Raw genomic sequence first — 26,075 nt, forward strand, 5'->3', positions numbered from 1 at the left:
GGCATTACCTTTTGGTCTTTTTCGCGGTCGATTTAGTCACTCTGACTGTTGTTTGAAACAGTTTTCTTAAGGTCTGCGACATCACGGAAAAGCCGTTTGAGACGCCTCAGACCTTTGTAGATTTCCATTTGCGAATCCATCTGGATGGCCGGGTATCCCAGCATGACGCGCCCCTTTGGAACATTCGACATCAGCTTGGTCGCCCCCCCGGTGATGACATTGTCACCAACGAAGATATTGTCTGCCACGCCGGTTTGCCCCGCCATGATCACGTTATCGCCCACCTTGACAGAACCCGCCAACCCCACCTGTCCGCAAAGCAGGCAGTCTGAGCCGATGATGCAGTTGTGCCCAATCTGAACGAGATTGTCGATCTTGGTGCCATTGCCGATCACCGTATCCCTCACGGTGCCGCGATCAATCGTGCAATTCGCGCCCACCTCGACGTCATTACCGATGGACACCGCACCAAGGGAATGAATACGGGCGTGTTTCTGGGCCTTGATCTCACCCTGATCCCCAAGGGTTTGCCGCACCTTTTCGGCACCGGAAACTTCGGGCGTGACATAGGAAAACCCATCGCTGCCGATCACCGCGCCGGGCTGCGCGATGAAACGGTCACCGATCATGACCCGCGCCCCGATACGGACACCTTCCCGCAAGCCCCCCTGGGCGCCGAGAACCACGTCTGACCCGATGAAACATTGCGGCCCGATAACAGTGCCCGCCCCAATTCTTGCGCCTTTGCCAATCACGGCCAAGGGGCCCACGGACACGCCATCACCAAGTTCGGCCGTGTCATGAACCACGGCCGATGGATGCACGCCATCCTGCCATCCCTGGCCCGGGTCCATCATGGCGCTTAGCCCTGACAGGGCAAACCGTGGTCGCGGGGAAACGATGGCCGCCTCAAGGCCCAAGGCCTGCCAATCCGCGCCGTCCCACAGCATCGCTGCGCGGGCCTGTCCCTGTGGCAGGGCTTCGGCATATTCAGGCTTCATCGCGAGAGCCAGTTGGTGCGGCCCCGCATCGGCGGGTTCGGCCACCCCCTCCACCTCAATATCAACGGCGCCAAGGGCTTCTGCCCCCAGCGCCGCGGCAATTTGTTCGATCGTGTAGGCCATGACACTCCCCTTTTTCGGGGATCGGTTTAGCCGCGAACCGCGCGCAGTGAAACCCCTGCCTTGTTCAGCGCATTCCAGATACGTGCATCCCGCCCATAGACATCGTCACGGAACTGAACCGGCCCTTTGGCTTGGGTGAAGGCCGTCCGATAGATGATGTGCACGGGCACTTCCTTTTCAAGCTTCACAACGGTTTCGCGCCCGGTATCCAACGTGGAATGGAAGAAGGCCTTGGGATTTTTTTCCTGCTTGGACAGTAACTCATAGGCAAAATCGAAGGGTTTTTGCAGACGGATACACCCATGGCTGTAATCCCGTTTGGCCCGTTCGAACAGGTTCTTCGCCGGCGTGTCGTGAAGGTAAATGTTGTACTTGTTGGGGAACATGAACTTCACCAGCCCAAGGGCGTTTCGGCGCGACGGCGGCTGCTTGATCGCGAAAGGGAAATTCGAGGCATTGTAGGCGTTGAAGTTGATCGCGCTTCGGCTGACCTGCTGTCCGCGGCTGTTATAAAGGCGCAGGTGCCCCGCCGCGTTCCGATTGCGTTTCATCATCGGCAGGTATTCCTTGACCGCGATGGACCGCGGAACGTGCCATGTTGGATTGATCACCATGAATTCCATGACATCCGAGAATTCGGGGCTGCGGCGGTCGCTTTGGTTTTTTCCGACCACGGCACGGGTGCTAAAACTGACGCGGTCATTATCGACGATGCGGGCACTGAAATCAGTCAGGTTGACCAGGACATGCCGTGCGCCGCGTTCACGATTGAACCAGCGTTCGCGCTCCATCGCCACAAGAACCGATTGCAGGCGCGTCTGTACCGACGTGTTAATCGCATTGATCGTCGAGGGCCCTGCAACACCGTCGGTGGCAAGCCCATGCGCCAGCTGGAATTGCTGGACCGCTGCTTGCAACGCTTGGTCGTAACTCTGGCTCGCGGAACGTTTGAGATAGCCCATTGCAATCAACCGATTGCGAAGCGACACAACCGCGTTGCCCGAGGCACCGGGTTTCAGAGACTGTTCAGGCACCTTCGGCCCCCACCCACCGGCGGCCAAAAGCCGTTCAAGCCGCAGCTTTTCTTTCATGAGGCGGGCATATTCGTTGGTTTTGGGCGGCAGGACCCGGAAAAACCCTCGTGGATTGCTTTTGGCGAAGTTCGTCAAATAGGAAGCGCGCTCTCGATAGGGCACTTGGCGTTTGATGCCGCCGTCGACACGTGACGGAATCAAGGCCCCGGTCTGCATATCACGCGCCAACTGAAGGAAGGTTCGGCTCATCTCGACTTCGACAAAACCGCGTGCACGGGGGGTTCGGGCGGCCTTCAGCGTGGCCATGAGGCCCTCGGCATCGTAGCGACGCGCCGGCAATCCGTGATCGTCGGCGGATGCGATCGCCTCGAACAAGGCAACACGCCGACGGCGATCCTTGCCAACATTACCTGTCCAGATAGCCTCGTAATTATTGGCTTGGTAAAAGGCGGCAATATCGCGGTCCTTGGCGGCAGCCTCGGCCACAGCCTGCTTGAAAGCGGTAACCTGTGCATTTCCTTCATCCGGGAGAGCAAATGCTCCGATAAAAAGTACGAAAGCACAGAGGAGCCAGCGCCCCGCCCCGCCGAAAGCAACCTGAATCATCGTTATTCCCCTTTTAAATTCGCGCATCAGCTCTTTCACACGTGTCTGCGTGGGGCGGGGCAAGCTGTCTATTCAAATTTGCGCTAGGATTGAATCAATGTGTCGAATTGCGGCCTTCGAGCATCGGATTCCGCACATTTGAGGCACAGGTTTTATTTTTTGCGCAAATTCCCGCCGAAATCTCTTGATAGATTCAAATTTCGGAAAACTCCTCTTGGTCCGTGATTCTGATTATGCCATACAGTTCGCGCATCTGGGGATGAGATGGCAGGCCCGCCACAATGGCGGCAAACAGGTAAGCGACGGGACAGGCGCTATTCAAATGACGGATTACAGCTCGTTGAGCATGACGCGGCGTGCCCTGCTGGGTGCATTTACAGCTACAGCAGTATCAGCCGCCCCAACTTTCACTCAAGCAGCAGGGTTTCTACGCGGTGGTGGAGATATCCGGCGCATCAAGATGACTTCGCCCCGTACCGGTGAAAGCATCGACACCATCTATTGGATCGAAGGCGAGTACATCAAAGATGCCGTACGGGAAATCAATCTTTTCATGCGCGATTGGCGTACGAACGATATACACAACATCGACCTGCGCACCATCGACATCATGGCAGCCAGCCATAACCTGATGGACACCAACGAACCCTACTTGCTTTTGTCGGGCTACCGTAGCCCGAAAACCAACGCGATGCTGCGGCGCCGCTCCAGCGGAGTGGCCAAGAATTCGCGCCACCTGCGCGGTCAGGCCGCTGACTTACGGCTGAGTTCACGCTCGGTGAACCAGATGTATCGCGCGGCGATGTCCTGCAAAGGTGGCGGTGTTGGTCGCTATTCCGGGTCGAACTTCGTCCATATGGATTGCGGTCCGATCCGCAGCTGGGGACGGTAAAAGCATCTGAACCGAAACGAAAAAACACCGGCCAACAGGCCGGTGTTTTTCTTTGGAAACGGCGTTTGGCTCAGGCGCCAACCTACGCCAGCTTTTGCATCCGCGCCGCACGAAGGCGTTCGAAATCGTCTCCCGCATGGTATGACGAGCGGGTCAACGGCGTGGCGGAAACCATCAAGAATCCTTTGCCATAGGCCGCTTTTTCGTAGGCCGCGAATTCATCGGGATGCACGAAACGATCAACCGCGTGGTGCTTGGGCGTAGGTTGCAGATACTGACCGATGGTCAGAAAATCGATATCCGCCGCGCGCATGTCATCCATGACCTGCAACACGGCTTGTTTATCCTCGCCTAGGCCGACCATGATGCCGGATTTGGTGAACATCGTCGGATCCATCTCCTTGACCCGCTGCAACAGGCGTAGGGAATGGAAATACCGCGCCCCTGCCCTTACCTCGGGATACAGCCCGGGGACGGTTTCAAGGTTGTGATTGAAAACATCCGGCTTGGCCGCCACCACGACTTCGAGCACCGACGGATCACAACGCAGGAAATCGGGTGTCAAAATTTCAATGGTCGTTCCGGGCGATTGCTTTCGAATAGCGCGAATCGTCATGGCAAAATGCTCGGCCCCGCCATCTTCGATGTCGTCACGATCAACAGACGTGATCACGACATGATTTAGGCCAAGTTTCTTCACCGCGTCGGCCACGCGACCCGGTTCGAAAACATCCAGCTCCTCTGGTGGTTTGCCTGTGGCAATATTGCAAAACGAACAAGCGCGCGTACAGACCTCGCCCATGATCATCATGGTGGCATGGCCCTGGCTCCAACATTCCCCGGCGTTCGGGCAGCCCGCCTCTTCGCAGACGGTGACAAGGTTATGCTCGCGCATAATCTTGTGGGTTTCGTGATATCCCTTGCCGTTCGGGGCCTTTACACGAATCCAGTCGGGTTTCTTGGGTTGTGCATTGTCCGGACGATGCGCCTTTTCTGGATGCCGCTGATCCGGGATCTTGAGGTCTCGCACGAATTTTTCCCCGCGAATGGTTTGATGACTCTTCGTAACTATAGTGCACAGCGGTGGGGAGTACCAGTTCTGCATATCTGCTCTGCGCTGACCGTGCAGCCGGGGTCACGAGTGCCCATCGCGTTTCAAGGTGTTTCGTTGATTACCGGCTTGCCTTCGTATTCCAGAGGGCAAGCCGGCACATCCCCCTACCACCAGCAAAGCGATTGCGCCCATCAATGCTTGGGATATCTTGTCGCCAGATTTCGCCCCAACACATTGGAGCAAGACATGGACTGGCAAGCCCACAGGCGCGATGCCCACGCCCTTGGCCGCACGCAGGAATTTCTTAAACAGATTGTCTATGGCGGCAATGACGGGATCGTCACGACATTCGCGATCGTGGCCGGTTTTGCCGGTGCCGCGGCCGATGGCGTCGCGCAGATCGGCGGGTTGGCTGTTCTGGTCTTTGGGCTTGCCAATCTTTTTGCCGACGCGGTCAGCATGGGCCTTGGAGAGTTTCTTTCAGCACGCTCGCAGCACGATCTTTACCGATCCCGGCGAGAAAGCGAGCTGCATGAAATCACAGAAAATCCCGAACAAGAACGCATGGAATTGTTTGAAATCCTGCGCCAACGCGGCCTACCGGCGGGCGAGGCGGATACCACCACCGCCATTCTGTCCCGCCACCCCAAGATCATGGCCGATTTGATGATGACCTATGAATTCGGCATGCAGGACCCCGACGAAGAAAATCCGGCCCTCAACGGGCTGTTCACCTTTCTGTCGTTTGTCGTTTTCGGGGCCATTCCGCTGGCTCCCTATTTTCTGCTCGAACCGACAGACACAGCCTTTTTATTGTCCGTGGGCGCGACTTTCAGTGCCCTGGTCGGTCTCGGCCTTTTACGATGGAGCGCGACACGCGAAAGCATGGCACGATCCATCGGTGAAACTGTCCTGGTCGGCACCGTTTGCGCGGTTGTGGCCTTTATGGTTGGCTGGATTGTCGGGGGTTAACCCATCATTCCTGCGTGTTCCCCAACCGTGTCGTAGTGCCGCTTGAGGCGCTGCAATGCGATGCGCAAGACAATTTTCCCAGACCGCGCAGACCACCCCATACGCTTCTCGGCTTTTTCCAGCCCTTCAAGAAAACAACAACACCGCAAGACCACATCGCCCAAGCCCGGCCCCAATTCCCGCAATGCATTGACCACGCGGTCTTGAGCCGCCGCCTCAAGCCGCCCCTTGCAAGGCGACAGGTTCATTAGAAACCTTTGCAGGCCTTCGGTTGTATTGACCTCGTCCTGCGGTATTTGGGCAAGTTCAAAGTCTTCCCGCAGGCGTTCTCCGGCCCGCACCAAATCTTGTGACAGAAATGGCCGGCCCTCACGATCCTTCCGCCGTGCCAAGGCAACAACCGGGGTTTCCGTGACGCTGTATCGAATGCGCTTGCGGGCCACCGTCTCGGCTGTTGGCGCCTTCACGGTGTTCATCGGGGCCCCTTGAAACGCTGTCGGCGCCTCCGAAAACCCCGAGGCGCGGTTCTCGGACTCGGCCAGCATCTTGTTAAGGGCCAAGCGCCCCTCACGCGTGATGTGATAGCGCGAAACCCGACCGGGCGTGGCACAGGCAATCCACGACTTGAGCGCCATGGCCTCGGCGATCTCGTTTTCGACAATCGCGGTGCGGACTTCCATATCCGTTCCCGCGTCACGGATCACAATGGCCTTTTGCATGTTCTGTGCCACGGCCAAAACGGCACGAGGTTCTGACAATCGGCGCAAAACACGTTGGGCTTCCGCCTTAAGGTGCTCGTCGGTCAACGGTGCCTTGGTCGGTTTGGATGGTTTTTGCGAATAGGCGATCATCGGTCTCTCCTTTGGTGAAGAACCGGCAGTGCCCGCGGCAACGCGCTTGCCCAAGCGCCGCAGGGCATGATCGAAAAGAAAATCGTCACGGCGGGTTTCACAAGCTCGAATCTGGCGCAGGATCGTCGAGGCATGGCAGCCTGCTTCGCGCGCGATGGCGCGGATTGATGTCCCTGTTTCCGTATGGGCGAGATAGTGCAAGGCAGGTCGCGGCACCCATGATGGCACGGCATCTCCCCCTTCGGTTCCAAAGGGTTTGATTGATCCGTCCGCCATGTCTCATCTCCCATGAAATTAGAGCTTTCACCGCAAGTGGTCACACTCGTTAACACAACCCTTACGAGCATTACTTACCGGTTCATTAATTTGTTAACGGCCGGTCAAAAATCGTTTCCTAATTGTAAACAAACGGAAAAGCCTGCGTTCGCAAATCACTCAAAGTGCGCAACACCCCCATAGGTTGTGCAAGATCACTTGCAGCAACAGACAAGGGAAATCATGTTTTGAAAGATATACTATCCAGCCTTCACGCCATTCGCCGTCCCGGCCTTTTGATGCGCGCAGCGCGGATCGGAGCACGAGACTATCACCGAAATACACATCTGGCCCGGTTGATCGGCACCATGCCACCCGCTGCAAGCGGTGCGGCCCTGATGCAGCTTATTGAACTGGAGGCGGACATAAACGAATGTCGGAAAAGCGAACGGGCCGGATATTCCCCGGCCCGTCACGTCGATGTTCTTATAGCCATGCTTGGCGAAGCGCGGTTGCTTCAGCAGGCCCGCGAAACCGCCCTGTCACTCAGGTGAAGGCATCCGGCATCGACGCTTTCTTTTCGGCAACATAGCTTGCCAAAGCTTCGGCAATCGCAGGGTCCATCGCTGGTTGCTGATAGTTGCTCAGCAGCTGATGCATCTTGGCATTGGCCAAGGTCATGGTGTCACGCTCGCCGTCTTCGTGCCATGTCTCGAACGGTTTGTAATCCAACACGTCCGACCGCCAGAAGGCCTCCTTGAAATTCGCCTGGGTATGGGCACAGCCAAGATAGTGTCCGCCCGGCCCCACTTCGCGGATGGCATCCATGGCCTGACCGTTCTCATCCTTGGGGATACCCGCGGCCAGTTTGTGCAGCACGCCCAGTTGGTCGGCATCCATGACAAATTTCTCGAAGCTGGCCACAAGGCCGCCTTCGAGCCAGCCACAGCTATGTAGCATGAAGTTCACGCCGCCCAGAAGCACCGCGTTAAGCGTATTCGCAGTTTCATAGGCCGCCTGCGCATCGGGCAGTTTGGAACCGCAAAGCGACCCGCCCGAGCGGAACGGCAGGCCCATCCGCCGGGCCAATTGCCCCGCGCCATAGATGATCTGGCTGGCCTCGGGCGTGCCAAAGGTCGGGGCACCGCTGTTCATGTCGATCGAGCTTACGAAAGCCCCGAAAATCACCGGCGCACCGGGGCGCACCAATTGGCTATAGGCAATGCCGGCCATGACCTCGGCCAGAACCTGGGTCAGCGTCCCCATCACCGAGACCGGCGCCATGGCCCCGCCCACGATAAAGGGCGACACGATGCAGGCTTGGTTGTTCTTTGCGTAGACCTCAAGCGCACCCATCATCACCTCGTCAAAAGTCATCGGCGAGTTGACGTTGATCAACGAGGTCATCACCGTGTTGTCCTGCACAAAATCCTTACCGAACAGGATTTCGCACATTTCAACGCTGTCCTGCGCGCGGCAAGGGTCGGTGACCGATCCCATGAACGGCTTGTCGCTCAGCGTCATATGCGCGTGCAGCATATCAAGGTGACGCTTGTTCACCGGAATATCGGTGGGTTCACAGACCGTCCCGCCCGAATGGTGCAGCCACTTCGACATGTAGCCCAGTTTCACGAAGCGTTCGAAATCGGCCATGGTGGCATAGCGGCGACCACCTTCCATATCGCGCACGAAAGGCGGGCCGTAGATCGGCGCGCAGACCAGCGTATTACCACCGATCTCCACATTCCGCTCCGGGTTGCGGGCGTGCTGGGTATAGCGCGACGGCGCGGTCGAACACAGCTTACGCGCCAACCCACGCGGAATGCGCACCCGTTCGCCATTCACATCCGCCCCGGCCTCGCGCCAACGATCCAGTGCCGCCGGATTTTCCACGAAGTTAACGCCGATTTCTTCCAGGATGGTCTCGGCGTTTGTCTCGATTATCTCAAGCGCCTCATCGTCCAGCACTTCGTAAAGCGGAATATTCCGCTCGATATACTTGGCGGTCTCTACGCTGACGGCGGTCCGTTCTGCCCGGCGGGCGGCACCACCGCCGCCACGGCCACGTCTACGGGTTGCTGCTTCGGCCATGTTTTACCCCTGAATTGATACGCACCCCCCTCGGGTGCAGCTTCAGGAAATATTATCGCAGTGCCCTGCCCCGACATCGGAGATTTGCGCCCCTTCAGGTGCTATAGCGACATATGGCACCAGTGCTTGTGTCGATTTTTGCAGATTCCCAATGGCCCCTTGCGCAAATCGCGCCTCGGGCCTACTAGGCAAGACATGAGCCAGACATCGCACGACCGCCTTCTTATCATAGACTTCGGCAGCCAGGTGACGCAGTTGATCGCACGCCGCCTGCGCGAATTGAACGTCTATTGTGAAATCCACCCTTTCCAGAACGTCACCGACGCCTTTTTAAAGGATTTCGCGCCCAAGGCCGTGATCTTTTCCGGCGGCCCGGCCAGCGTGATTGACGAAGAATCCCCACGCCCGCCCGAGGCGGTGTTCGATCTGGGCGTCCCGATCCTGGGCATTTGTTATGGCCAACAGGTGATGATGCATATGCTGGGCGGGCGCGTGGAGCGCGGCGACGGTACCGCCGAATTTGGCCGCGCCTATGTCGCCCCTTCCGAACAGCGAATCGATCTGCTGACCGGTTGGTTCCTTGAAGAGCGCGAACAGGTCTGGATGAGCCACGGCGACCACGTCAGTAAAATCGCCCCGGGCTTCGAGGTTTATGGCACCTCGCCCAATGCCCCCTTTGCCATTACCGCCGACCTGAGCCGCAATTTCTATGCCGTGCAATTTCACCCCGAAGTGCACCACACCCCAAACGGCAAGACGCTTTACGAAAACTTCGTGCGGCTGGCCGGGTTCAAGGGCGATTGGACCATGGCCGCCTACAAGGACGAGGCGATCCGCCAAATCCGCGAACAGGTGGGCGACAAACAGGTGATCTGCGGGCTTTCGGGTGGCGTTGACAGCTCGGTCGCCGCCGTTTTGATCCACGAGGCGATCGGCGATCAATTGACCTGTGTGTTCGTGGATCATGGCCTTTTGCGCCTCAACGAGGCCGATGAGGTCGTCGGCATGTTCCGCGATCACTACAATATCCCGCTGATCCACGCCGATGAATCCGATCTTTTCCTGGGTGAACTTGAGGGCGTAAGTGACCCGGAAGAAAAGAGAAAAACCATTGGCCGCCTCTTCATCGACGTGTTTCAGAAATACGCCGGAGAAATCGAGGGGGCCGAGTTTCTGGCCCAAGGCACGCTTTATCCCGACGTGATCGAGTCGGTCAGCTTCTCGGGCGGCCCCTCGGTGACCATCAAGAGCCATCACAACGTGGGCGGCCTGCCGGAAAAGATGGGCCTGAAACTGGTCGAACCTCTACGAGAGCTTTTCAAGGACGAGGTGCGCGCACTTGGCCACGAATTGGGCCTTCCCGCCTCCTTCATCGGGCGGCACCCCTTCCCGGGACCGGGCCTTGCCATCCGCTGCCCCGGCGAGATCACCCGCGACAAGCTGGAAATTCTGCGCAAGGCCGACGCGGTCTATATCGACCAGATCCGCAAACACGGGCTTTACGATGACATCTGGCAGGCTTTCGTCGCCATCCTTCCCGTCCGCACCGTGGGGGTGATGGGCGACGGGCGCACCTATGATTACGCCTGCGCCCTGCGCGCCGTGACCTCGGTCGACGGCATGACGGCGGATTACTATCCCTTCAGCCACGATTTCCTTGGCGAAACCGCCACACGCATCATCAACGAGGTGAAGGGCATCAACCGAGTGACCTATGATGTCACCTCCAAACCCCCCGGCACGATCGAATGGGAATGACCCCCACCCCAGCGTCCCATAGCGATTCCAACGTAACCCTCCGTGCGGCCTTCTGGATGCTGGGGGCTGTGGCCTCTTTTTCCACGATGGCCATTGCCGGGCGCGAGGTGAGTTTTGAACTCGATACATTCGAGATCATGATGTACCGCAGCATGGTCGGACTTGTCATTCTTATGAGCGCCGCCAGTGTCACCGGATCGTATCGCAGCATCACCGGGCGCAAGCCGGGTCTGCACCTTGTACGCAACGTGTTCCACTTCACCGGGCAGAACCTGTGGTTCTACGCGATCACCCTGATCCCGCTCGCGCAGGTTTTCGCGCTTGAATTCACCTCGCCGCTCTGGGTTCTCCTGCTGTCCCCGCTCGTTCTGGGTGAGCGACTGACCTCCATTCGTGTCCTCGCGGCCTTCATGGGGTTCATCGGCATCCTCATCGTTACCCGGCCAAGCCCCGAGACCGTCAACATCGGCACCTTGGCCGCGCTCGGCGCCGCCATCGGCTTTGCCGGGTCGATCATCGTCACCAAGCGCCTGACGCGCACCGAAACCCTGACCTGCATCCTGTTCTGGATGACTCTCAGCCAAAGCGTCTTCGGCGTGATCTGCGCGGGCTTCGACGGGGATATCGCCCTGCCTTCACCTGAATCCGTCCCTTGGCTGTTTCTGGTCGCGCTTGGCGGGCTGACGGCGCATTTCTGCCTGACAACAGCACTCAGCATGGCCCCCGCCACCCTGATAACCCCGGTGGATTTCCTGCGGCTGCCCCTGATCGCGCTGCTTGGCCTGGTGCTCTACCAAGAGCAGATCGAGGCGATGGTGATTCTCGGCGCCGCGATCATCTTTGGCGCGAACTACCTGAACCTGTGGTCCGAAACCCGCCGCAGATCTGCCTGACGGACGATACCACTCAAAATTGTGACTTTCCGAACACCCTGACTTTTCCGTTACGTAACTGACGTCGCGTAAAAATTGACCTGAAAAAACCTGCCTATAGCATCGGGTCAATGTCTGGAGGAGAGAGAGAACAGATGAAAAACACTGCATTCGCAGCAGCGGCCCTTTCCGCCGCAGCAAGCACCGCCGTTGCGGGCGGGATTGACCGTTCCGGCCAATCCCTCGCACCCCTTTTCGAAACAGGAAACTATGCCGAACTCAGCTTTGGGACCGTTTCACCGTCGGTTTCCGGCACCGTCGTAGGTCTTGGATCCGGGGATATGGCCGAGTCCTATTGGCAGGTCGGTGCAGCTTACAAGCAGCAGCTGACAGATAACCTCAGCTACGCCATCATTTTCGATCAGCCCTTCGGCGCCGACGCGAACTATCCTGCGACAACCGGCTATCCCTTGGCCGGCACCAGCGCCGAGTTAAACTCCAGCGCGATCACCGGTGCCTTGCGCTATCGCATGGATAACGGGTTCGGGGTGCATGGCGGTTTGCGCGTTCAAAAGCTTGACGCCAACTCGACGATCGTCGCTGGCGGTGTGCCCGCATACAACGTTACCGGGCAAACCGCCTATGGCGTAGGCTATTTGGCAGGCGTCAGCTATGAAAAGCCCGAAATCGCCTTGCGGGTTTCACTGACCTACAACTCGAAAATTTCGACCGATCACGACACCTTTGAGACCAGCGCCCTCGGTGCAGGCCGGTTCAGCGTCACCGAGATCGAAACGCCCCAATCCGTGAACCTTGATTTTCAAACCGGTATCGCGGCCAACACGCTCGTCTTCGGTGGCGTTCGTTGGGTCGATTGGTCAGACTTCGTGATTGACCCTGCAGACTACCGAACCGTCTTTGGCTCGCCCTTCCTATCCTACGCCGATGACACCTACACATATACACTCGGCGTCGGGCGTCGGTTCAACGACACTTGGTCAGGTTCGTTGGCGATGACATACGAAGACGGCGACTCGACCACACCGGTATCCAACCTTGGTCCGACAAGCGGGAAATTCGGTGTCACGCTCGGAGCACGGTATCAAAAAGACAACCTGACGATCTCGTCGGGCATCAATGTCACTTGGATCGGCAACGCCACGACCAACGTGCCGGTCGGCGGGGGGGCCACGGCTCCGTCGAACTTCTCGGATAACACGGCGGTTGGTTTAGGCTTTAAAGTGGGCTGGAACTATTAAGCCACTCAAACGATGTCTTCTTCAGAACCCCGCCCCCGACAGGGCGGGGTTTTTCTTTGACCCGCGCCTTTGGATTTGACGCCCCCCGCCCTCCTCGCTACCACGTCCCGGCAAAGGGGGCAGTCCATGATCTATCAATCGGCACAAGACTGGCGCGACGCCACGCATAAACGGGTTTTGTTCTATGGCATGTCAGGCTTGGGCAAAACGCATCTGTCGAACCTGCTGCGCGGCTCGGGCGACTGGTTTCACTATTCCATAGATTACCGCATCGGCACGCGCTACATGGGTGAACTCATTGTCGATAACGCCAAGGCCCATGCCATGCAGGTGCCTTTCCTGCGTGATCTGCTTTTATCGGACTCCATCTATCTCGGGTCCAATATCACCTTTGACAATCTAGCCCCTGTCTCCACCTACCTCGGCAAACCCGGCGATCCGTCGAAAGGCGGCTTGCCGATCGAAGAGTATCGCCAACGTCAAGAACAGTTCCGCCGCGCCGAGATTGCCGCGCTTGAGGATACCGCCTATTTCATTCGGCGGGCCGAAGCCCTTTATGGTTATCCGCACTTCGTCTGCGATACCGGCGGGTCGATCTGTGAATGGGTGGATGGCGATGACGCCCACGACCCCCTGTTGAACGAATTGTCAAAGCACTGCTTGCCGATCTATCTCAAGGGGTCCGACGCCCATACACAAGAGTTGATCCGCCGCTTTGACCGCGCCCCGAAGCCCATGGCATATCAGCCCGAATTCCTTGACCGGGCGTGGAACGACTACCTTTCGGAAACCGGCAGCGCCGCCGACAAGGTCGACCCAGATGCTTTCATCCGCTGGACCTATGCGCGCGCCCTCGCGCACCGCCAACCGCGCTATGACGCCATGGCGAAATGGGGTGTGACCCTGACCGCCGATGAGGTGGCCGGCGTCCAAACCGCCGAACAATTCGAAGCTCTGGTCGCCAGTGCCCTTGAGCGCGACGCCCAAGCCTCTATCTAAACTGAAACCGCGAAAGACCTGACCAATGCCCATCAAGATCCCTGAAGACCTGCCCGCCTATGACGTGCTCACGCGCGAGGGCGTCATGGTCATGTCCGAGGATCAGGCCTCCCGTCAGGATATCCGCCCCCTGCGCATCGGGCTTCTGAACCTGATGCCCAAGAAAATCCAGACCGAGAACCAGTTCGCCCGCCTGATCGGCGCCACGCCACTGCAAATCGAACTCAGCCTCATCCGGATGAGTGAACACCGCACGCGCAACACTGCCGCCGATCACATGAAAAGTTTCTACCGCCCCTTCGCGGATGTGGCCGCCTCGGGTGAGAAATTCGATGGTTTGGTCATCACCGGCGCGCCCATCGAACATCTGGACTTTGCCGATGTCACCTATTGGGATGAGTTGCGGCAGGTGTTCGACTGGACCCAGACCCATGTGCATTCCACCTTCGGCGTCTGCTGGGGCGGCATGGCGATGAGCAACCATTTTCACGGCGTGCAAAAGCACCTGCTTGATCATAAGGCCTTCGGCTGTTTTCGGCACCGTAACATGGCGCCCGCCTCGCCCTTCCTGCGGGGCTTTTCGGATGACTGCGTGATCCCGGTCAGCCGCTGGACCGAAATGCGCAAGGATGAGATCGACGCCGTGCCGGGCCTCGACATCCTGCTACACAGCGATGAGGTCGGCCCTTGCCTTGTGGAAGATAAAGCGCACCGCGCGCTCTATATCTTCAACCACCTCGAATACGACAGCGACACGCTCAAGCAAGAGTATGACCGCGACGTCGCCAATGACACGCCGGTCAACGTGCCCTGCAATTACTATCCCGAGGATGACCCAAGCCGCCCCCCGCAAAACCGCTGGCGCAGCCACGCGCACCTGCTTTACGGCAACTGGATCAACGAGATCTACCAGTCCACGGCCTTCGACCTGAATGCCATTGGTCATTAAGATCATCCTCGCTTGCCTCGTCTCGCTGGCGCTGTTGTGGGCCTATGCCCAGCACCGCGCCCGCCTGCACGAGGCCCGCGCCGAGGCAGCCTTTCCACCACAGGGCCAATTCCTGCAGGTGAATGGCCAGCGCGTTCACGCCCTGACAATGGGTGAAGGCCCCGATCTGGTGCTGATCCACGGGGCCAGCGGCAATATCCGCGACATGACCCACAGCCTCGCCCCGCGCCTGGCCAAACGCTATCGCGTGACGGTCTTTGACCGACCCGGTCTTGGCTATACCGACCGGATCAACAGCACCGGCGCCACCATCCGCCAACAGGCCGAATTGCTTTCGGCCGCCGCCCGGCAACTGGGTCTTGAGGCCCCCATCGTCATGGGACATTCCTATGGTGGGGCCGTGGCCCTTGCCTGGGCGGTGCACGAACCACAGTATATCTCGGCCCTCATCCCCCTCGCCTCGCCCTCGCACCCTTGGACCAGTCCGCTGTCGACCTATTACAAGGTGCTGTCTCACCCGATCCTCGGGCCACTGGTCATCCCCTTCCTGACCGCCTTCGTCCATGACGAGCGTGTCGAGCGTGAAGTGGCCAGCATTTTTGAGCCTAACGCCGTGCCCGATGGCTATATCGATCACATCGGCGCTGGCCTGACCCTGCGCCGAGACAGCCTGCGCGCCAACGCCCTGCAGCGCGCCAACCTGCTGTCTGAAATCCAAGATTTGCACGACCATTACGACCATATCCAGATTCCCGTGGAAATCGTCCACGGCACCGCCGATACCATCGTCGGCCTGTCGATCCACGCCGAACCACTTGAGGCAACAGTCCCAAGCGCCGACCTCACCCGCTTGCCCGGCGTCGCCCATATGCCCCACCATGTGGCCCAAGACACTGTGGTCGAGGCCATCGACCGCGCTGCACGCCGCGCCGGATTGAACCCCGGCAATTAAGCCGCCATAGTCATCCCCGATAAAGGAGAGGCCCATGGACCTGCCATTCGACGGTGCAATCACCAAGTTCTACGAAGACGACGCGCCCAAAGACATCCGTAACGCCATCAAGCGCGCGGAAAAGGGTGATATCCTTGATCCCGACTATCCCCATTCCGAACGTCTGCCGCGCAAGCACTACGAAAAAGACCTTGAGGCGCTGCAGATCGAACTGGTCAAACTACAGGCCTGGGCCAAAGGAACCGGAGCCCGCATCGCCATCGTCTTCGAGGGCCGCGACGCCGCCGGAAAAGGCGGAACGATCAAGCGCTTCCGGGAATATCTCAATCCTCGTGGCGCGCGTGTCGTGGCGCTCTCCAAACCATCGGATACCGAACAGACCCAATGGTATTTCCAACGCTATATCGACCACCTGCCCGCGGGTGGCGAAATCGTCTTTTATGACCGAAGCTGGTACAATCGCGGCGTCGTGGAAAAGGTCTTTGACTTCTGCACCGAAGACCAACGCGAACATTTCTTCGCCCAGGTACCGGATTTTGAAAAAATGTTGGTGGATGAGGGCATCCATCTTTTCAAGTTCTGGCTCAACGTCGGACGCGCCGAACAGTTGCGCCGCTTCCTCAAGCGGGAAAACAGCCCCCTGAAACAATGGAAGCTCAGCTGGATTGATGTCGAAGGCCTGAAGAAATGGGATGACTATTCCTCGGCCATTCACGAAACACTCGACCGCTCGCACAGCAATTACGCCCCCTGGACGGTCATCCGCTCCGACGACAAGCGCCGCGCGCGGATCGAGGCCATCCGTCACGTCCTGCGCCACATCGACTACAGCCGCAAAGACAAAAAGGCCGTCGGCACCCCCGATACCAAAGTCTGCGCCGGCCCCGAGATCTGGGATGCCTAAACGCGGCTACCATCACGGCAATTTGCGTCAGGCCCTCGTCGAAGCCGCGCTTGAACTGATCGAGGCCAAGGGCCCCACCGGCTTCACCTTGTCCGAAGCAGCCAAACAGGCAGGCGTCACCCCCGCCGCCGTCTACCGCCACTTCGCAGGCCGCGACGACCTTATCGCCGAAGCCGCGCGCCAGGGCTACGTGATCTTCGCCGACGTGATGCAATACGCCTATGATCAAGGCCAACCCTCGGCCCTGGCCAGCTTCGAGGCCACCGGCCGCGCCTACCTGGCCTTCGCCCGAAAATATCCCGGCCATTACATCGCCATGTTCGAAAGCGGCATTTCGGTCAATCGCACCCCCGAACTGGCCCAGATCGCCGCCAAGGCCCGCGCCGTTCTGGAACGCGCCGCCAGTGACCTCAGCCAACATATTCCCGAAGGAAAGCGCCCGCCCGCGGCCATGTTCAGCGCCCATGTCTGGGCGCTCTCCCACGGCGTGGTCGAGCTTTTCGCGCGCAACTCGCCGGGCGCCCAGTCCCCCTTCCCGCCCGAAGACCTACTGGAATCCGGCATCGGCATCTACCTGCGCGGCCTTGGTCTCGTCCCGCCTGACAAATAATCCCCGAAACCGCTTTCATCTTTCCCGAAATACTCCGGGGGGAGCGTTGAAAATCCCTGATTTTCAACGTGGGGGGCAGCGCCCCCAAAGGCCTGCGTGGCCTGAACGCAAATCAACCTGCGCGCCTCGGGCGCGCTTTTTACAAACACCCGGCGAAAGAAAAAGGGCCACCCAACCGGGCGGCCCTTTTCCAAACCGATATACCGTAAGCGATTAACGCTTCGAGAACTGGAAGCTCCGGCGCGCTTTGCGGCGACCGAACTTTTTCCGTTCCACCACGCGGCTGTCGCGGGTCAGGAAGCCTGCGGCTTTCAGCGGTGCGCGCAACGCCGGATCGAAAAGTTGCAATGCCTTCGAGATACCGTGCTTGACCGCACCGGCCTGTCCCGAAAGACCACCGCCCTTGACGGTCGCCATCACGTCGAACTGATCTTCGACACCGGCCACGGTAAAGGGCTGGCGCAGGATCATTTGCAGCACGGGGCGGGCAAAGTACTTGTTCAGCTCTTTGCCGTTCACCTCGACCTTGCCAGACCCGGGCTTGATCCAGACACGGGCCACCGCGTCTTTCCGCTTGCCGGTGGCATAGGAGCGGCCAAGCTCGTCGCGAACGGGCTCACGCGGGGTTGCGGTTTCGGCCTCGACGGGCGCGCCACCTTCGGCGACGGCTTCCAGACCTTCGAGCGATTTGATTTCTTCAGCCATCAGTAAGCCACCCGCGTGTTCTTGGAGTTCTTGTTCTTGACGTCCAGCACCTCGGGGCTTTGCGCCTCATGGGGGTGCTCGGCGCCGGCGTAGACGCGCAGGTTCGTCATTTGACGACGCGACAGGCGATTGCCCGGCAACATACGCTTGACGGCCTGCATGACCACGCGCTCAGGGTGATCGCCTTCAAGGATCTGGCCGGTGGTGCGGGATTTGATGCCGCCCGGATAGCCGGTGTGCCAGTAGTTTTCTTTGTCACGCTTCTTGCCGGTCACTTGGACCTTGTCGGCATTGATGACGATCACGTTGTCGCCCATGTCCATGTTCGGCGTGAACGAGGCCTTGTGCTTACCGCGCAGGCGCATGGCGATGATCGACGCCAGACGGCCCAGAACGACGCCTTCCGCGTCGATCAGGATCCATTTCTTGTCGATATCTGCCGGAGTCGCAGAAAAAGTTTTCATATCAGGGAGGTCCCTTGGTTTGACGTAAGGCAGGGCACGCATGACGACCCTGCATCGGATGGCGCGGTTATAAACGTATGGCGGAACAGGTCAAGCACACATAACGCGAATTAATACCGCAAATTCAATGGCTTGAAATTTAGGTACTATTTTACCCCACGCTGATTGACCTGAATGCCTCAATCTGATCATTCATTCTTGGGCACAGGCGCACGGCGCGGTTGCGGGCGCGTCGGAATTTCCTTGAGCAACCCCCCAACACCCATGCGCGCCATATCCTCGGACGCAATCGGCACCCCGCAGGCGACCCGCGCCAAAACCCAATCAGCACCGTGCAAAACCGGCGACCGCGCGCTCCCCGGCAGGCCAATCACGGGCCGCCCATTCAAATCCCCCAGAAACAGCAAGTTCCCCGGATCAACCGGCAGGCCAAAGCGTTCCACCTCTCCGCCCGCCAGTCGCAAAGCGGCAGGTGCGGTATCGCCCGGGTCCGAGGTGGCCGATGCGGTCAAGATCAAGACGATATCGCCCTTGGCCTGCGCAATTGTCCCGGCCAGCGCCGCCTCGTGATGGTCACAGCGCAGGGTCTCAATCATCTGCATACCCAAGCCATCCACCCGTCGCTCCACCGCCTCGATGCCCTTATCGCCGGGGCTTCCCGGAATATCGGTCAGGATCAGGCTGGCAGTCCGGTGCACGGGCCGGGCATAACGGATGGCCCCCTTCGCGGCCTTTACCGCCTTGGCCAATTGTCCCGCCGGCACCGCATAGGAAATCATCTTGACGGTGGCGGCCATGCCGCCTGCCGCCAGTTGATGAAAGGGCGCAACCGTTGCAACGGTAATCATCGGGTCGACCATGTTGGCCGCATGTATCCGCCCCTCATCCAACAGAACCACACCGGGACCGTCGGCAATGACATTCACCCGCCCCGTGAAGGCGGCGGTCAGATGCACGCCCTCGGCACCTTCGGCCAAAGCCTCGGCCAAACCCAACGCCGCGTCGTCCTCATGCACGTCATCGGGCTCCAGCCGGGCGACGATCACCTCCTCCTCGCCCGCCACCTTCAGCGCCGTCAAATGCGCGGGTTCAAGCACCAGCCCCTTTCGCAGCCGCCCGTCGGGCAGCTTCATGGAATGGGCCAGGATCGCCCCCTCGGCCTGCTCCACGGGTACGGGGCCGAATTTCATGCGCCTTTCCTCAGAACCTGCGTGGCCTCGGCCAGGATGCTGACGGCAATCTCCGACGGCCCCGCCGCCCCGATATCAAGGCCAACGGGGCCATGAATGCGCCCGATCTGAGCGGCGGTGAAACCTTTTTCTTCCAAACGCGCCACGCGCTTTGCATGGGTCCGGGTCGAGCCCAAGGCGCCGATATAAAACACATCGCTGGCCAAGGCCTGCTCCAGCGCCGGGTCGTCCAGCTTGGGGTCATGGGTCAACAAAACCAGCGCGGTTCGCTGATCCAAGCCAAAGGCCTGCACCCCTTCATCCGGCCAATCATGCAACAGGGTTTCACCGGGAAACCGCTCTTCGCTGCCAAAGCTTTCGCGCGGATCGATCAGCAACGGATCATAGCCCGCGATCCGCGCCATGGGCACCAGCGCCTGCGCGATATGCACCGCGCCGACGATGATCATCCGCAAAGGCGGGTTATGAATGGCCACGAAGGTTTCGCCATCCTCCTCGAAGCCCGACCGGTCCATCCGAAACCGCTCGGGATAGCCTTCCTTGACCAAGCGCCGCTCGGCCTCCATCCCGGTGACATAGGCCACCGGAATGCGCGACTCGCGCGCCAAAACCAGATCTTCCAGCACCTCTACCGGCATCACCGATCCGATGGGTTCGACCAACACCCGGATCGTGCCGCCACAGGCCAGCCCCACGGCAAAGGCATCGCCATCGCTGACACCGTATTCCAGCATGACAGGCTTGCCCTCTTCGATGGCGTCCATCGCCTCGGCCACCACGGCGCCTTCGACACAACCGCCCGAGACCGACCCCTCGATTTCCCCCTCGCCGGATATCGCCAACTGGCTGCCCACCCGGCGCGGCGCGCTGCCCCATGTTTCCACCACCGTGGCCAAGGCCGCGCCCTTGCCCGCGCGGTGCCACTCAAGGGCAGTTTCGGGAATATCATCAAATCGCTGCTGCATATGAGCCTCCCTTATCCGGGGGCAGTATGGGCACTGCCTTGTGACGGTACAAATGGAAAACGCCGCGACTTTGGTCGCAGGGTCGTGGCGATCACGCCGTGGTCAATTGCCGATCCGAGCCATAAGACGGGCCTTTTCGCCCGTGTCATCGGCATCGGAAATCGCCTTTGCCAATTCCTCCAGCGTGGCGATGGAGTGTCCAGCGCGAAAGGCATCGACATGTGGCAGCATGGCCTTGATCCCGGTGGCCTTGGGCGCGAAACCTTCCCATCTTAACAAGGGGTTAAGCCAGATCAACCGACGCGAGGAAAGGTGCAGGCGTTCCATTTCCTTTTCCAGCGGCGCGGCATCGCCCCGGTCCAGCCCGTCGGTAATAAGCAGCACAACAGCCCCCTGCCCCATGACCCGCCGCGACCAGTCGCGATTGAAGCTGTGCAGGCACTCTCCAATCCGGGTGCCGCCTTCCCAATCCTGTGCCTCCTTGCCCGCTGCGGCAAGGGCGGCATCGACATCGCGGGTGGCCAGATGACGGGTGATATTGGTCAGCCGCGTGCCGAAAGTGAAGGCATGCACCTTGGCCCAGCCTGCGCCCTTTTCATTGGCGATCGCGTGCAGGAAATGCAGCACCATGCGGCTGTATTGACTCATTGAACCGGAAATATCGCAGATCACCACCAGGTTGGGCCAACGCGGGCGCGGCTTTTGCCGATGAATGCGGCGCATCTCGCCACCCCGGCGCAGGGCAGCGCGCAGGGTGGCGCGGGCATCCAGCCGCGCACCTTGCGCATCAGCCATGCCCCGGCGCGAGGCAAAGGGCTTTACCGGCAAGCGCAAGCGCGCCAGCATCCGCTTGGCTTGCGCCACCTCCTCGGTCGACATCTGCTCAAAGTCCAAAGACCGCAGGCGCTCCTCACTCGACATGGTGGCCGAGGCATCAATCTCGATCACGGTTTCTTCTTCGGGCTGGTCGGCAAGCTCGGGGATCTCCGGCTCCACCCCGTCCAGCAATGCCTCCGCCGCGCGCTTTTCAGCCGATTGCGCCACCCGCTCCTCCTGCACACCACGAATGGCGGGCAGCATCATGGCCATCATATGCTCCATATAGCGCGGATCGCGCCAATACAGGCGAAAGACCTGCGCAAAGACCACCGCCTGTTCGGGTTTGGAGACGAAACAGGCCCGCAGGGTATAGAAAAAATCCGCCTTCGAGGTGAACCCCGCCGCCTCGACCGCGCGGATGGCATCAATCACCCGCCCCGTGCCGATGGGCAACCCCGCCTTGCGCAGGGCGCGGGCGAAATGGGTGATGTTATGGGTCAGCTTGGGGTTATCCGGCAGCTCAAGATCAGGCAGTTCAACCATTGGCATTTTTGGGCGCCAGCCCGTCGCCATTGTCTCTCGGACCAATGGCGCGACCATGGCTCCCCCCCGGAGTATTTCGGGAAAGATGAAGCATCAGGCCGGCTCCAGGCTGGCCTTGGCTTCGTCCAGAATACGCTTGGCTTCCGAGCCTTGGATTTGCTGGATATCGTCCTGATATTTGAGGATCGCGCCCAGCGTGTCGGCGATCACCTCGGGGGACAGCGAGATCACATCCAGCGCCAACAGGCATTTGGCCCAGTCGATGGTTTCCGCCACCCCCGGTTTCTTGAACAGGTCCTCGGTGCGCAGGCGTTGAACAAAGGCCACAACCTCGCGGCTGAGGCTTTCGGCGGCCTCGGGCGCGCGGGATTGCAGGATTTCGATTTCGCGGTCGAAAGTCGGGTAATCGACCCAATGATAAAGGCAGCGGCGTTTCAGGGCATCGTGCACCTCACGCGTGCGGTTGGAGGTGACGATCACGATGGGCGGCTCGGGCGCCTTGACGGTGCCCAACTCGGGGATCGTCACCTGAAAATCGCTGAGCGCCTCCAGCAGAAAGGCCTCAAAGGGTTCATCGGTGCGGTCCAATTCGTCGATCAAAAGCACCGGCGCGCCGCCCGCCTGCGGGCGCATGGCCTGCAAAAGTGGGCGTTCGATCAGGTATTCGTCCGAAAACAACTCGTCCTTGAGGTGCCCACGATCAACGCCCCCCGCGGCCTCGGCGGTGCGGATGGCGATCATCTGCTCGGCAAAGTTCCATTCATAGACGGCCGACGCAGAATCGAGGCCCTCGTAGCACTGCAATCGGATCAACCGCCGGCCCAGTGCCGCCGACAGCGCCTTGGCGATCTCGGTCTTGCCGACCCCGGCCTCCCCTTCAAGGAACAGAGGGCGGCCCAAGGTGAGCGACAGGAAGGCCACGGTGCCCAGATCACGGCCACAAACATAGCCCTCATCGGATAAAAGCCCCTGAATCTCGTCAATGGTTTTCGGCATCGTCATGGCAACCCTCCCTCACCCGGAAAACAACTGCATAGGCGATCAATCCGGGTCAAGGGCGCAAGGCCCGCTCTGCGACCTTTGTCGCAACCTCAAAACCTCTTGGATTTTCCAAAATTTTGCCCAAGTTGCACTCTAGCTAACAGCGCGAAGAGCGCTGCAAACGTAGCGAATAGAGGCCAGGACAGACATCCGATGCAAGACAACCCGAATATATTTGACACACCCTTGTCGGACCTGGCCTGGGACGCCTGGATCGACAAAGTCGATGACCACATTCTGGATAACGGATTCGTCGAATATCTTGGCTCAAAGCATCTGGCCGCCTTTATCGAGAACAAGCCCACCTTGTTGATCACTTTTGAATCGCTCGATCAGGTGCAGGCACTATCGCCCGCGGGCCAACCGGTGGGCTGGAACCTTGCCAAGGCGCTTGGCTGGTCGTCTCTGGCCCTGGTCAGTGATGGCGATACTTGGTTTCGCGATCCACGCGTCTTCGGGTTTTTCGACCGGATGATCGACGATGGTTTCTTCGAACGGTTCGATCAGATCCTGTTTTACGGCGCAGGCGCCTCGGGCTATGCGGCGGCGGCCTTTTCGGTGGCTGCCCCCGGGGCACGGGTGCTCTGTTTGCGCCCACAGGCCACCTTGGATCCGCGCGTGGCCGAATGGGACGATCGCTTCCTGCACATGCGTCGCACGGCCTTTGACGATCGCTATGGCTTTGCGCCGGATATGCTGGACGCCGCCGAACAGGCTTTCGTCCTCTACGATCCGGCAATCCCGCTGGATGCCATGCACGCGGCGCTTTTCACCCGCCCCAACGTAACCAAGTTCCGCATGCGGTTTCTGGGCGACGACATGGATCAACAACTGATGGCTATGTCCATCCTGTTGCGGATCATTGCCCAGATGAGCGCCGGGAAACTGACACCGGCCAACCTTGCCAAGCTGTATCGCGCACGGCACCGGCATATCCCTTATCTCAAGCGGGTGCTCTGGCGTCTGGAACGCAACGAACGGCTCTATTTCAACGCGCTTTGGGCCAAGACCGTCATGCATGACACCCCCGGTCCACGGTTCCGCAAATCGCTTCGCTTTGCCCAAGACAAGGCCGAGGCGCGCGGCATCGCCTTGCCTAATCGCCAATCCAAGTGATTTGACCTCACGCAGCATCTGGCGCGGGCGCGCGCGATTGTGTAAAGCCCTTGGCCATGACACAAAGCCTGACCCTCAAACGCCCCGACGATTGGCACCTTCACCTGCGTGACGGGGCCATGTTGCGGGCCGTCCTGCCCGAAACAACGCGGCATTTCGCCCGCGCGATCATCATGCCCAATCTCGTGCCGCCGGTGGTGACCGCCGCCGATGCCCGCGCCTACCGCGACCGGATCATCGCCGCGCGCCCCGCGGGCAGCAACTTCACCCCGCTGATGACGCTCTATCTCACCGAAGATACCGACGCGCAGGATCTCGCCGCCGCCCATGCCGAGGGGCTGATCACCGCGGTCAAGCTCTACCCCGCAGGCGCCACAACCAATTCGGCCAGCGGGGTGCGCGATTTCGACAAGGTGCGCGGCGTGCTGGAAAAAATGGCCGAGATCGGCTGCCCGCTTTGCGTGCATGGCGAAGTGACCGACGCCGAGATCGACATTTTCGACCGCGAGGCCGTGTTCATCGACCGGGTGCTCGACCCCATTCGCCGCGCTACGCCGGGCCTGCGGGTCGTCATGGAACATATCACCACCCGCGACGGGGTGGACTATGTTAAATCCAACGACACCGATCTGGCGGCCACGATCACCACGCACCACCTTGTGATCAACCGCAATCATATCCTCGTCGGTGGCATCAAGCCGCATTACTACTGCCTGCCCGTGGCCAAACGCGAAGAGCACCGCCTTGCCCTGCGCGCGGCGGCCACCAGTGGCGACAGCCGGTTTTTCCTTGGCACCGACAGCGCCCCGCATACCGACGCCAACAAGGAAAGCGCCTGTGGCTGCGCGGGCTGTTTCACCGCCACCAACACGCTTTCCATTCTCGCCCATGTCTTCGAGGAAGAAGGGGCTCTCGACAGGCTCGAAGGTTTCACCTCGCGCCACGGCCCCGCCTTCTACGGCCTGCCCGAAAGCGATGAGACCATCACCCTAACCAAGGGCGAGGCCGTCACCTACCCCGACCATATCATGACCGAAGATGGCCCCGTCACTGTCTTCGATCCGGGCTTCCCGCTCCACTGGCAGGTCACCTGACGCTTTCTTCTTTTTAAAAATATCCCCGCCGGAGGCATGAAATCTCTGGCTCGCCGCCCGCGAAAGGACAAAACCGATGATCCCCACCGCCTACCCCGCACAAGACGAAATCGCCCGCCTGACCGCGCGCATGCTGCTGGAAATCGAGGCGGTGCATTTCAACGCCGACAAGCCCTTCACGCTGGCCTCGGGCCTGCCTTCGCCCACCTATATCGACTGCCGCAAGCTCATCAGCTTCCCGCGCATCCGCGCGACCTTGATGGATTTTCTGGCCGTCACCGTGATGCGCAACGCGGGTCTTGAGGCCTTTGACAACGTCGCCGGTGGCGAAACCGCGGGCATTCCCTTTGCCGCGCTTGTCGCCGAACGCATGGCCCTGCCGATGACCTATGTGCGCAAAAAGCCCAAGGGCTATGGCCGAAACGCCCGGATCGAAGGCGCGATGAGCGAAGGCCAACGCGTGCTTCTGGTCGAGGATCTGACCACCGATGGCGGCTCCAAGATCAGCTTTGTCGACGCGATCCGCGATACCGGCGCCACATGCGCCCACACGGCGGTGATCTTCTATTACGGCATTTTCCCCGAGACCGAGCAAACCCTTGGCGATCACGGCGTCACCCTGCACCACCTCTGCACGTGGTGGGATGTTCTCGCCGAGGCCCGCGCACAAGGCAGTTTCGATGCCGCCACCCTCGACGGCGTCGAATCGTTTCTCAACGACCCCCGCGCATGGCAGGCTGCCCGCAGCTGAAACAGCCGCACGAAGGCGTCCCTGAAAAAGATTAATTGCGGCTTTGAAGTCACGCAATGTGAAGGGCAGCACGTCAAAGCCCCAAGATACGCCAATATTTTCGCCGTGAACCACCAGATCATGTGTGATACATTATCCACAGGGTCTTCCACAGGGTTGTTCCACTTGGCCTGACCCACACACCACCGTATGACCGTTCAATCGC

The 26,075-nt window shown here is 59.8% G+C and carries 25 protein-coding genes; 14 read left to right on the top strand and 11 right to left on the bottom strand.

Going from position 1 to position 26,075, the window contains the following annotated elements:
• Positions 1-32: 32 nt before the first annotated feature.
• Positions 33-1,124, bottom strand: a complete 1,092-nt coding sequence (gene lpxD / locus RBB32_RS02320; RefSeq protein WP_306151050.1) for a UDP-3-O-(3-hydroxymyristoyl)glucosamine N-acyltransferase — start codon at positions 1,122-1,124, stop codon at positions 33-35.
• 26 nt (positions 1,125-1,150) lie between these two features.
• Complete coding sequence (locus tag RBB32_RS02325; protein WP_306151051.1) at positions 1,151-2,764, bottom strand: murein L,D-transpeptidase; 1,614 nt, start codon at positions 2,762-2,764, stop codon at positions 1,151-1,153.
• Between the two features lie 322 nt (positions 2,765-3,086).
• Here RBB32_RS02325 and RBB32_RS02330 point away from each other — a divergent pair, with 322 nt between their 5' ends.
• Positions 3,087-3,656 carry a DUF882 domain-containing protein gene (locus RBB32_RS02330; RefSeq protein ID WP_306151152.1) on the top strand — a complete coding sequence of 190 codons (570 nt, stop codon included), beginning with the start codon at positions 3,087-3,089 and terminating at the stop codon, positions 3,654-3,656.
• Positions 3,657-3,738: 82 nt separating this feature from the next.
• On the opposite strand, the gene lipA is transcribed toward RBB32_RS02330, so the two are convergent.
• A complete protein-coding gene (lipA, locus tag RBB32_RS02335; RefSeq protein ID WP_306151052.1) occupies positions 3,739-4,686 on the bottom strand; it encodes a lipoyl synthase in 948 nt (315 codons plus the stop codon).
• On the opposite strand from lipA, the gene RBB32_RS02340 reads away from it, so the two are divergent.
• The gene (locus tag RBB32_RS02340; protein WP_306151053.1) at positions 4,654-5,682 is read left to right on the top strand and encodes a VIT1/CCC1 transporter family protein; all 1,029 of its coding nucleotides are present in this window, start codon (positions 4,654-4,656) and stop codon (positions 5,680-5,682) included. The two genes, lipA and RBB32_RS02340, sit on opposite strands and share 33 nt — an antisense overlap.
• On the opposite strand, the gene RBB32_RS02345 is transcribed toward RBB32_RS02340, so the two are convergent.
• Complete coding sequence (locus RBB32_RS02345; protein ID WP_306151054.1) at positions 5,679-6,809, bottom strand: DUF6456 domain-containing protein; 1,131 nt, start codon at positions 6,807-6,809, stop codon at positions 5,679-5,681. The genes RBB32_RS02340 and RBB32_RS02345 overlap by 4 nt on opposite strands.
• Before the next feature lie 227 nt (positions 6,810-7,036).
• Between RBB32_RS02345 and RBB32_RS02350 the strand changes: the two genes are divergently transcribed.
• A complete protein-coding gene (locus RBB32_RS02350; RefSeq protein WP_306151055.1) occupies positions 7,037-7,342 on the top strand; it encodes a DUF6477 family protein in 306 nt (101 codons plus the stop codon).
• On the opposite strand, the gene RBB32_RS02355 is transcribed toward RBB32_RS02350, so the two are convergent.
• Entirely contained in the window at positions 7,335-8,879 is a 1,545-nt protein-coding gene (locus RBB32_RS02355) for a trimethylamine methyltransferase family protein (RefSeq protein ID WP_306151056.1), read from the bottom strand. The genes RBB32_RS02350 and RBB32_RS02355 overlap by 8 nt on opposite strands.
• A gap of 195 nt (positions 8,880-9,074) precedes the next feature.
• On the opposite strand from RBB32_RS02355, the gene guaA reads away from it, so the two are divergent.
• The 8 genes from guaA to RBB32_RS02395 all read left to right on the top strand — a co-directional run bounded on the left by guaA (position 9,075) and on the right by RBB32_RS02395 (position 17,182).
• Positions 9,075-10,637, top strand: coding sequence for a glutamine-hydrolyzing GMP synthase (guaA, locus tag RBB32_RS02360; RefSeq protein WP_306151057.1), 1,563 nt, complete (start codon positions 9,075-9,077; stop codon positions 10,635-10,637).
• The gene (locus RBB32_RS02365) at positions 10,634-11,530 is read left to right on the top strand and encodes a DMT family transporter (protein ID WP_306151058.1); all 897 of its coding nucleotides are present in this window, start codon (positions 10,634-10,636) and stop codon (positions 11,528-11,530) included. Before guaA ends, RBB32_RS02365 begins: the two co-directional genes overlap by 4 nt.
• A gap of 134 nt (positions 11,531-11,664) precedes the next feature.
• The gene (locus tag RBB32_RS02370; protein ID WP_306151059.1) at positions 11,665-12,768 is read left to right on the top strand and encodes an OmpP1/FadL family transporter; all 1,104 of its coding nucleotides are present in this window, start codon (positions 11,665-11,667) and stop codon (positions 12,766-12,768) included.
• A 126-nt stretch (positions 12,769-12,894) separates the two neighbouring features.
• Complete coding sequence (locus tag RBB32_RS02375) at positions 12,895-13,767, top strand: ATPase (RefSeq protein ID WP_306151060.1); 873 nt, start codon at positions 12,895-12,897, stop codon at positions 13,765-13,767.
• A 25-nt stretch (positions 13,768-13,792) separates the two neighbouring features.
• A complete protein-coding gene (metA, locus tag RBB32_RS02380) occupies positions 13,793-14,716 on the top strand; it encodes a homoserine O-succinyltransferase (RefSeq protein WP_306151061.1) in 924 nt (307 codons plus the stop codon).
• The gene (locus RBB32_RS02385; RefSeq protein WP_306151062.1) at positions 14,700-15,668 is read left to right on the top strand and encodes an alpha/beta fold hydrolase; all 969 of its coding nucleotides are present in this window, start codon (positions 14,700-14,702) and stop codon (positions 15,666-15,668) included. The genes metA and RBB32_RS02385 overlap by 17 nt, the downstream gene beginning before the upstream one ends.
• Before the next feature lie 34 nt (positions 15,669-15,702).
• Complete coding sequence (gene ppk2 / locus RBB32_RS02390; RefSeq protein WP_306151063.1) at positions 15,703-16,572, top strand: polyphosphate kinase 2; 870 nt, start codon at positions 15,703-15,705, stop codon at positions 16,570-16,572.
• Entirely contained in the window at positions 16,565-17,182 is a 618-nt protein-coding gene (locus RBB32_RS02395) for a TetR/AcrR family transcriptional regulator (RefSeq protein ID WP_306151064.1), read from the top strand. The genes ppk2 and RBB32_RS02395 overlap by 8 nt, the downstream gene beginning before the upstream one ends.
• Before the next feature lie 213 nt (positions 17,183-17,395).
• Here the strand turns inward: RBB32_RS02395 and rpsI are convergent, their stop codons facing one another.
• The 6 genes from rpsI to RBB32_RS02425 form a co-directional block, all read right to left on the bottom strand.
• Positions 17,396-17,887 carry a 30S ribosomal protein S9 gene (gene rpsI / locus RBB32_RS02400; RefSeq protein WP_306151065.1) on the bottom strand — a complete coding sequence of 164 codons (492 nt, stop codon included), beginning with the start codon at positions 17,885-17,887 and terminating at the stop codon, positions 17,396-17,398.
• Positions 17,887-18,351: a 50S ribosomal protein L13 gene (gene rplM / locus RBB32_RS02405; RefSeq protein ID WP_306151066.1), complete on the bottom strand. Its 465-nt coding sequence runs from the start codon at positions 18,349-18,351 to the stop codon at positions 17,887-17,889. Before rplM ends, rpsI begins: the two co-directional genes overlap by 1 nt.
• A 188-nt stretch (positions 18,352-18,539) precedes the next feature.
• Positions 18,540-19,541 (bottom strand): molybdopterin-binding protein, encoded by a 1,002-nt coding sequence (locus RBB32_RS02410; protein ID WP_306151067.1) that lies wholly within the window; start codon positions 19,539-19,541, stop codon positions 18,540-18,542.
• Positions 19,538-20,506, bottom strand: coding sequence for an XdhC family protein (locus RBB32_RS02415; protein WP_306151068.1), 969 nt, complete (start codon positions 20,504-20,506; stop codon positions 19,538-19,540). Before RBB32_RS02415 ends, RBB32_RS02410 begins: the two co-directional genes overlap by 4 nt.
• Positions 20,507-20,608: 102 nt before the next feature.
• On the bottom strand, positions 20,609-21,868 hold the full coding sequence (locus RBB32_RS02420) for a VWA domain-containing protein (RefSeq protein WP_306151153.1): 1,260 nt from the start codon (positions 21,866-21,868) through the stop codon (positions 20,609-20,611).
• 93 nt (positions 21,869-21,961) lie between these two features.
• Entirely contained in the window at positions 21,962-22,870 is a 909-nt protein-coding gene (locus RBB32_RS02425; protein WP_306151069.1) for a MoxR family ATPase, read from the bottom strand.
• Positions 22,871-23,062: 192 nt separating this feature from the next.
• On the opposite strand from RBB32_RS02425, the gene RBB32_RS02430 reads away from it, so the two are divergent.
• From RBB32_RS02430 to RBB32_RS02440, 3 genes are all read left to right on the top strand, one after another.
• Positions 23,063-24,025, top strand: coding sequence for a phosphoadenosine phosphosulfate reductase (locus RBB32_RS02430; RefSeq protein ID WP_306151070.1), 963 nt, complete (start codon positions 23,063-23,065; stop codon positions 24,023-24,025).
• A gap of 56 nt (positions 24,026-24,081) precedes the next feature.
• On the top strand, positions 24,082-25,119 hold the full coding sequence (pyrC, locus tag RBB32_RS02435) for a dihydroorotase (RefSeq protein WP_306151071.1): 1,038 nt from the start codon (positions 24,082-24,084) through the stop codon (positions 25,117-25,119).
• A 76-nt stretch (positions 25,120-25,195) separates the two neighbouring features.
• On the top strand, positions 25,196-25,870 hold the full coding sequence (locus RBB32_RS02440) for an orotate phosphoribosyltransferase (RefSeq protein ID WP_306151072.1): 675 nt from the start codon (positions 25,196-25,198) through the stop codon (positions 25,868-25,870).
• The last annotated feature ends 205 nt before the right edge of the window (positions 25,871-26,075 follow it).

The organism is Roseovarius sp. MMSF_3281 (assembly GCF_030733685.1).
In the GTDB taxonomy this organism is placed as follows: Bacteria; Pseudomonadota; Alphaproteobacteria; order Rhodobacterales; family Rhodobacteraceae; genus Roseovarius.

Excerpts from the sequence above, each read along its gene's own strand:
- lpxD (WP_306151050.1), bottom strand. The coding sequence starts at position 1,124 with ATGGCCTACACGATCGAACAAATTGCCGCGGCGCTGGGGGCAGAAGCC.
- RBB32_RS02325 (WP_306151051.1), bottom strand. The coding sequence starts at position 2,764 with ATGATTCAGGTTGCTTTCGGCGGGGCGGGGCGCTGGCTCCTCTGTGCT.
- RBB32_RS02330 (WP_306151152.1), top strand. The coding sequence starts at position 3,087 with ATGACGGATTACAGCTCGTTGAGCATGACGCGGCGTGCCCTGCTGGGT.
- RBB32_RS02340 (WP_306151053.1), top strand. The coding sequence starts at position 4,654 with ATGCCGCTGATCCGGGATCTTGAGGTCTCGCACGAATTTTTCCCCGCG.
- RBB32_RS02345 (WP_306151054.1), bottom strand. The coding sequence starts at position 6,809 with ATGGCGGACGGATCAATCAAACCCTTTGGAACCGAAGGGGGAGATGCC.
- RBB32_RS02355 (WP_306151056.1), bottom strand. The coding sequence starts at position 8,879 with ATGGCCGAAGCAGCAACCCGTAGACGTGGCCGTGGCGGCGGTGGTGCC.
- guaA (WP_306151057.1), top strand. The coding sequence starts at position 9,075 with ATGAGCCAGACATCGCACGACCGCCTTCTTATCATAGACTTCGGCAGC.
- RBB32_RS02365 (WP_306151058.1), top strand. The coding sequence starts at position 10,634 with ATGACCCCCACCCCAGCGTCCCATAGCGATTCCAACGTAACCCTCCGT.
- RBB32_RS02370 (WP_306151059.1), top strand. The coding sequence starts at position 11,665 with ATGAAAAACACTGCATTCGCAGCAGCGGCCCTTTCCGCCGCAGCAAGC.
- RBB32_RS02375 (WP_306151060.1), top strand. The coding sequence starts at position 12,895 with ATGATCTATCAATCGGCACAAGACTGGCGCGACGCCACGCATAAACGG.
- metA (WP_306151061.1), top strand. The coding sequence starts at position 13,793 with ATGCCCATCAAGATCCCTGAAGACCTGCCCGCCTATGACGTGCTCACG.
- RBB32_RS02385 (WP_306151062.1), top strand. The coding sequence starts at position 14,700 with ATGCCATTGGTCATTAAGATCATCCTCGCTTGCCTCGTCTCGCTGGCG.
- ppk2 (WP_306151063.1), top strand. The coding sequence starts at position 15,703 with ATGGACCTGCCATTCGACGGTGCAATCACCAAGTTCTACGAAGACGAC.
- RBB32_RS02395 (WP_306151064.1), top strand. The coding sequence starts at position 16,565 with ATGCCTAAACGCGGCTACCATCACGGCAATTTGCGTCAGGCCCTCGTC.
- rpsI (WP_306151065.1), bottom strand. The coding sequence starts at position 17,887 with ATGGCTGAAGAAATCAAATCGCTCGAAGGTCTGGAAGCCGTCGCCGAA.
- rplM (WP_306151066.1), bottom strand. The coding sequence starts at position 18,351 with ATGAAAACTTTTTCTGCGACTCCGGCAGATATCGACAAGAAATGGATC.
- RBB32_RS02410 (WP_306151067.1), bottom strand. The coding sequence starts at position 19,541 with ATGAAATTCGGCCCCGTACCCGTGGAGCAGGCCGAGGGGGCGATCCTG.
- RBB32_RS02415 (WP_306151068.1), bottom strand. The coding sequence starts at position 20,506 with ATGCAGCAGCGATTTGATGATATTCCCGAAACTGCCCTTGAGTGGCAC.
- RBB32_RS02420 (WP_306151153.1), bottom strand. The coding sequence starts at position 21,868 with ATGGTTGAACTGCCTGATCTTGAGCTGCCGGATAACCCCAAGCTGACC.
- RBB32_RS02425 (WP_306151069.1), bottom strand. The coding sequence starts at position 22,870 with ATGACGATGCCGAAAACCATTGACGAGATTCAGGGGCTTTTATCCGAT.
- RBB32_RS02430 (WP_306151070.1), top strand. The coding sequence starts at position 23,063 with ATGCAAGACAACCCGAATATATTTGACACACCCTTGTCGGACCTGGCC.
- pyrC (WP_306151071.1), top strand. The coding sequence starts at position 24,082 with ATGACACAAAGCCTGACCCTCAAACGCCCCGACGATTGGCACCTTCAC.
- RBB32_RS02440 (WP_306151072.1), top strand. The coding sequence starts at position 25,196 with ATGATCCCCACCGCCTACCCCGCACAAGACGAAATCGCCCGCCTGACC.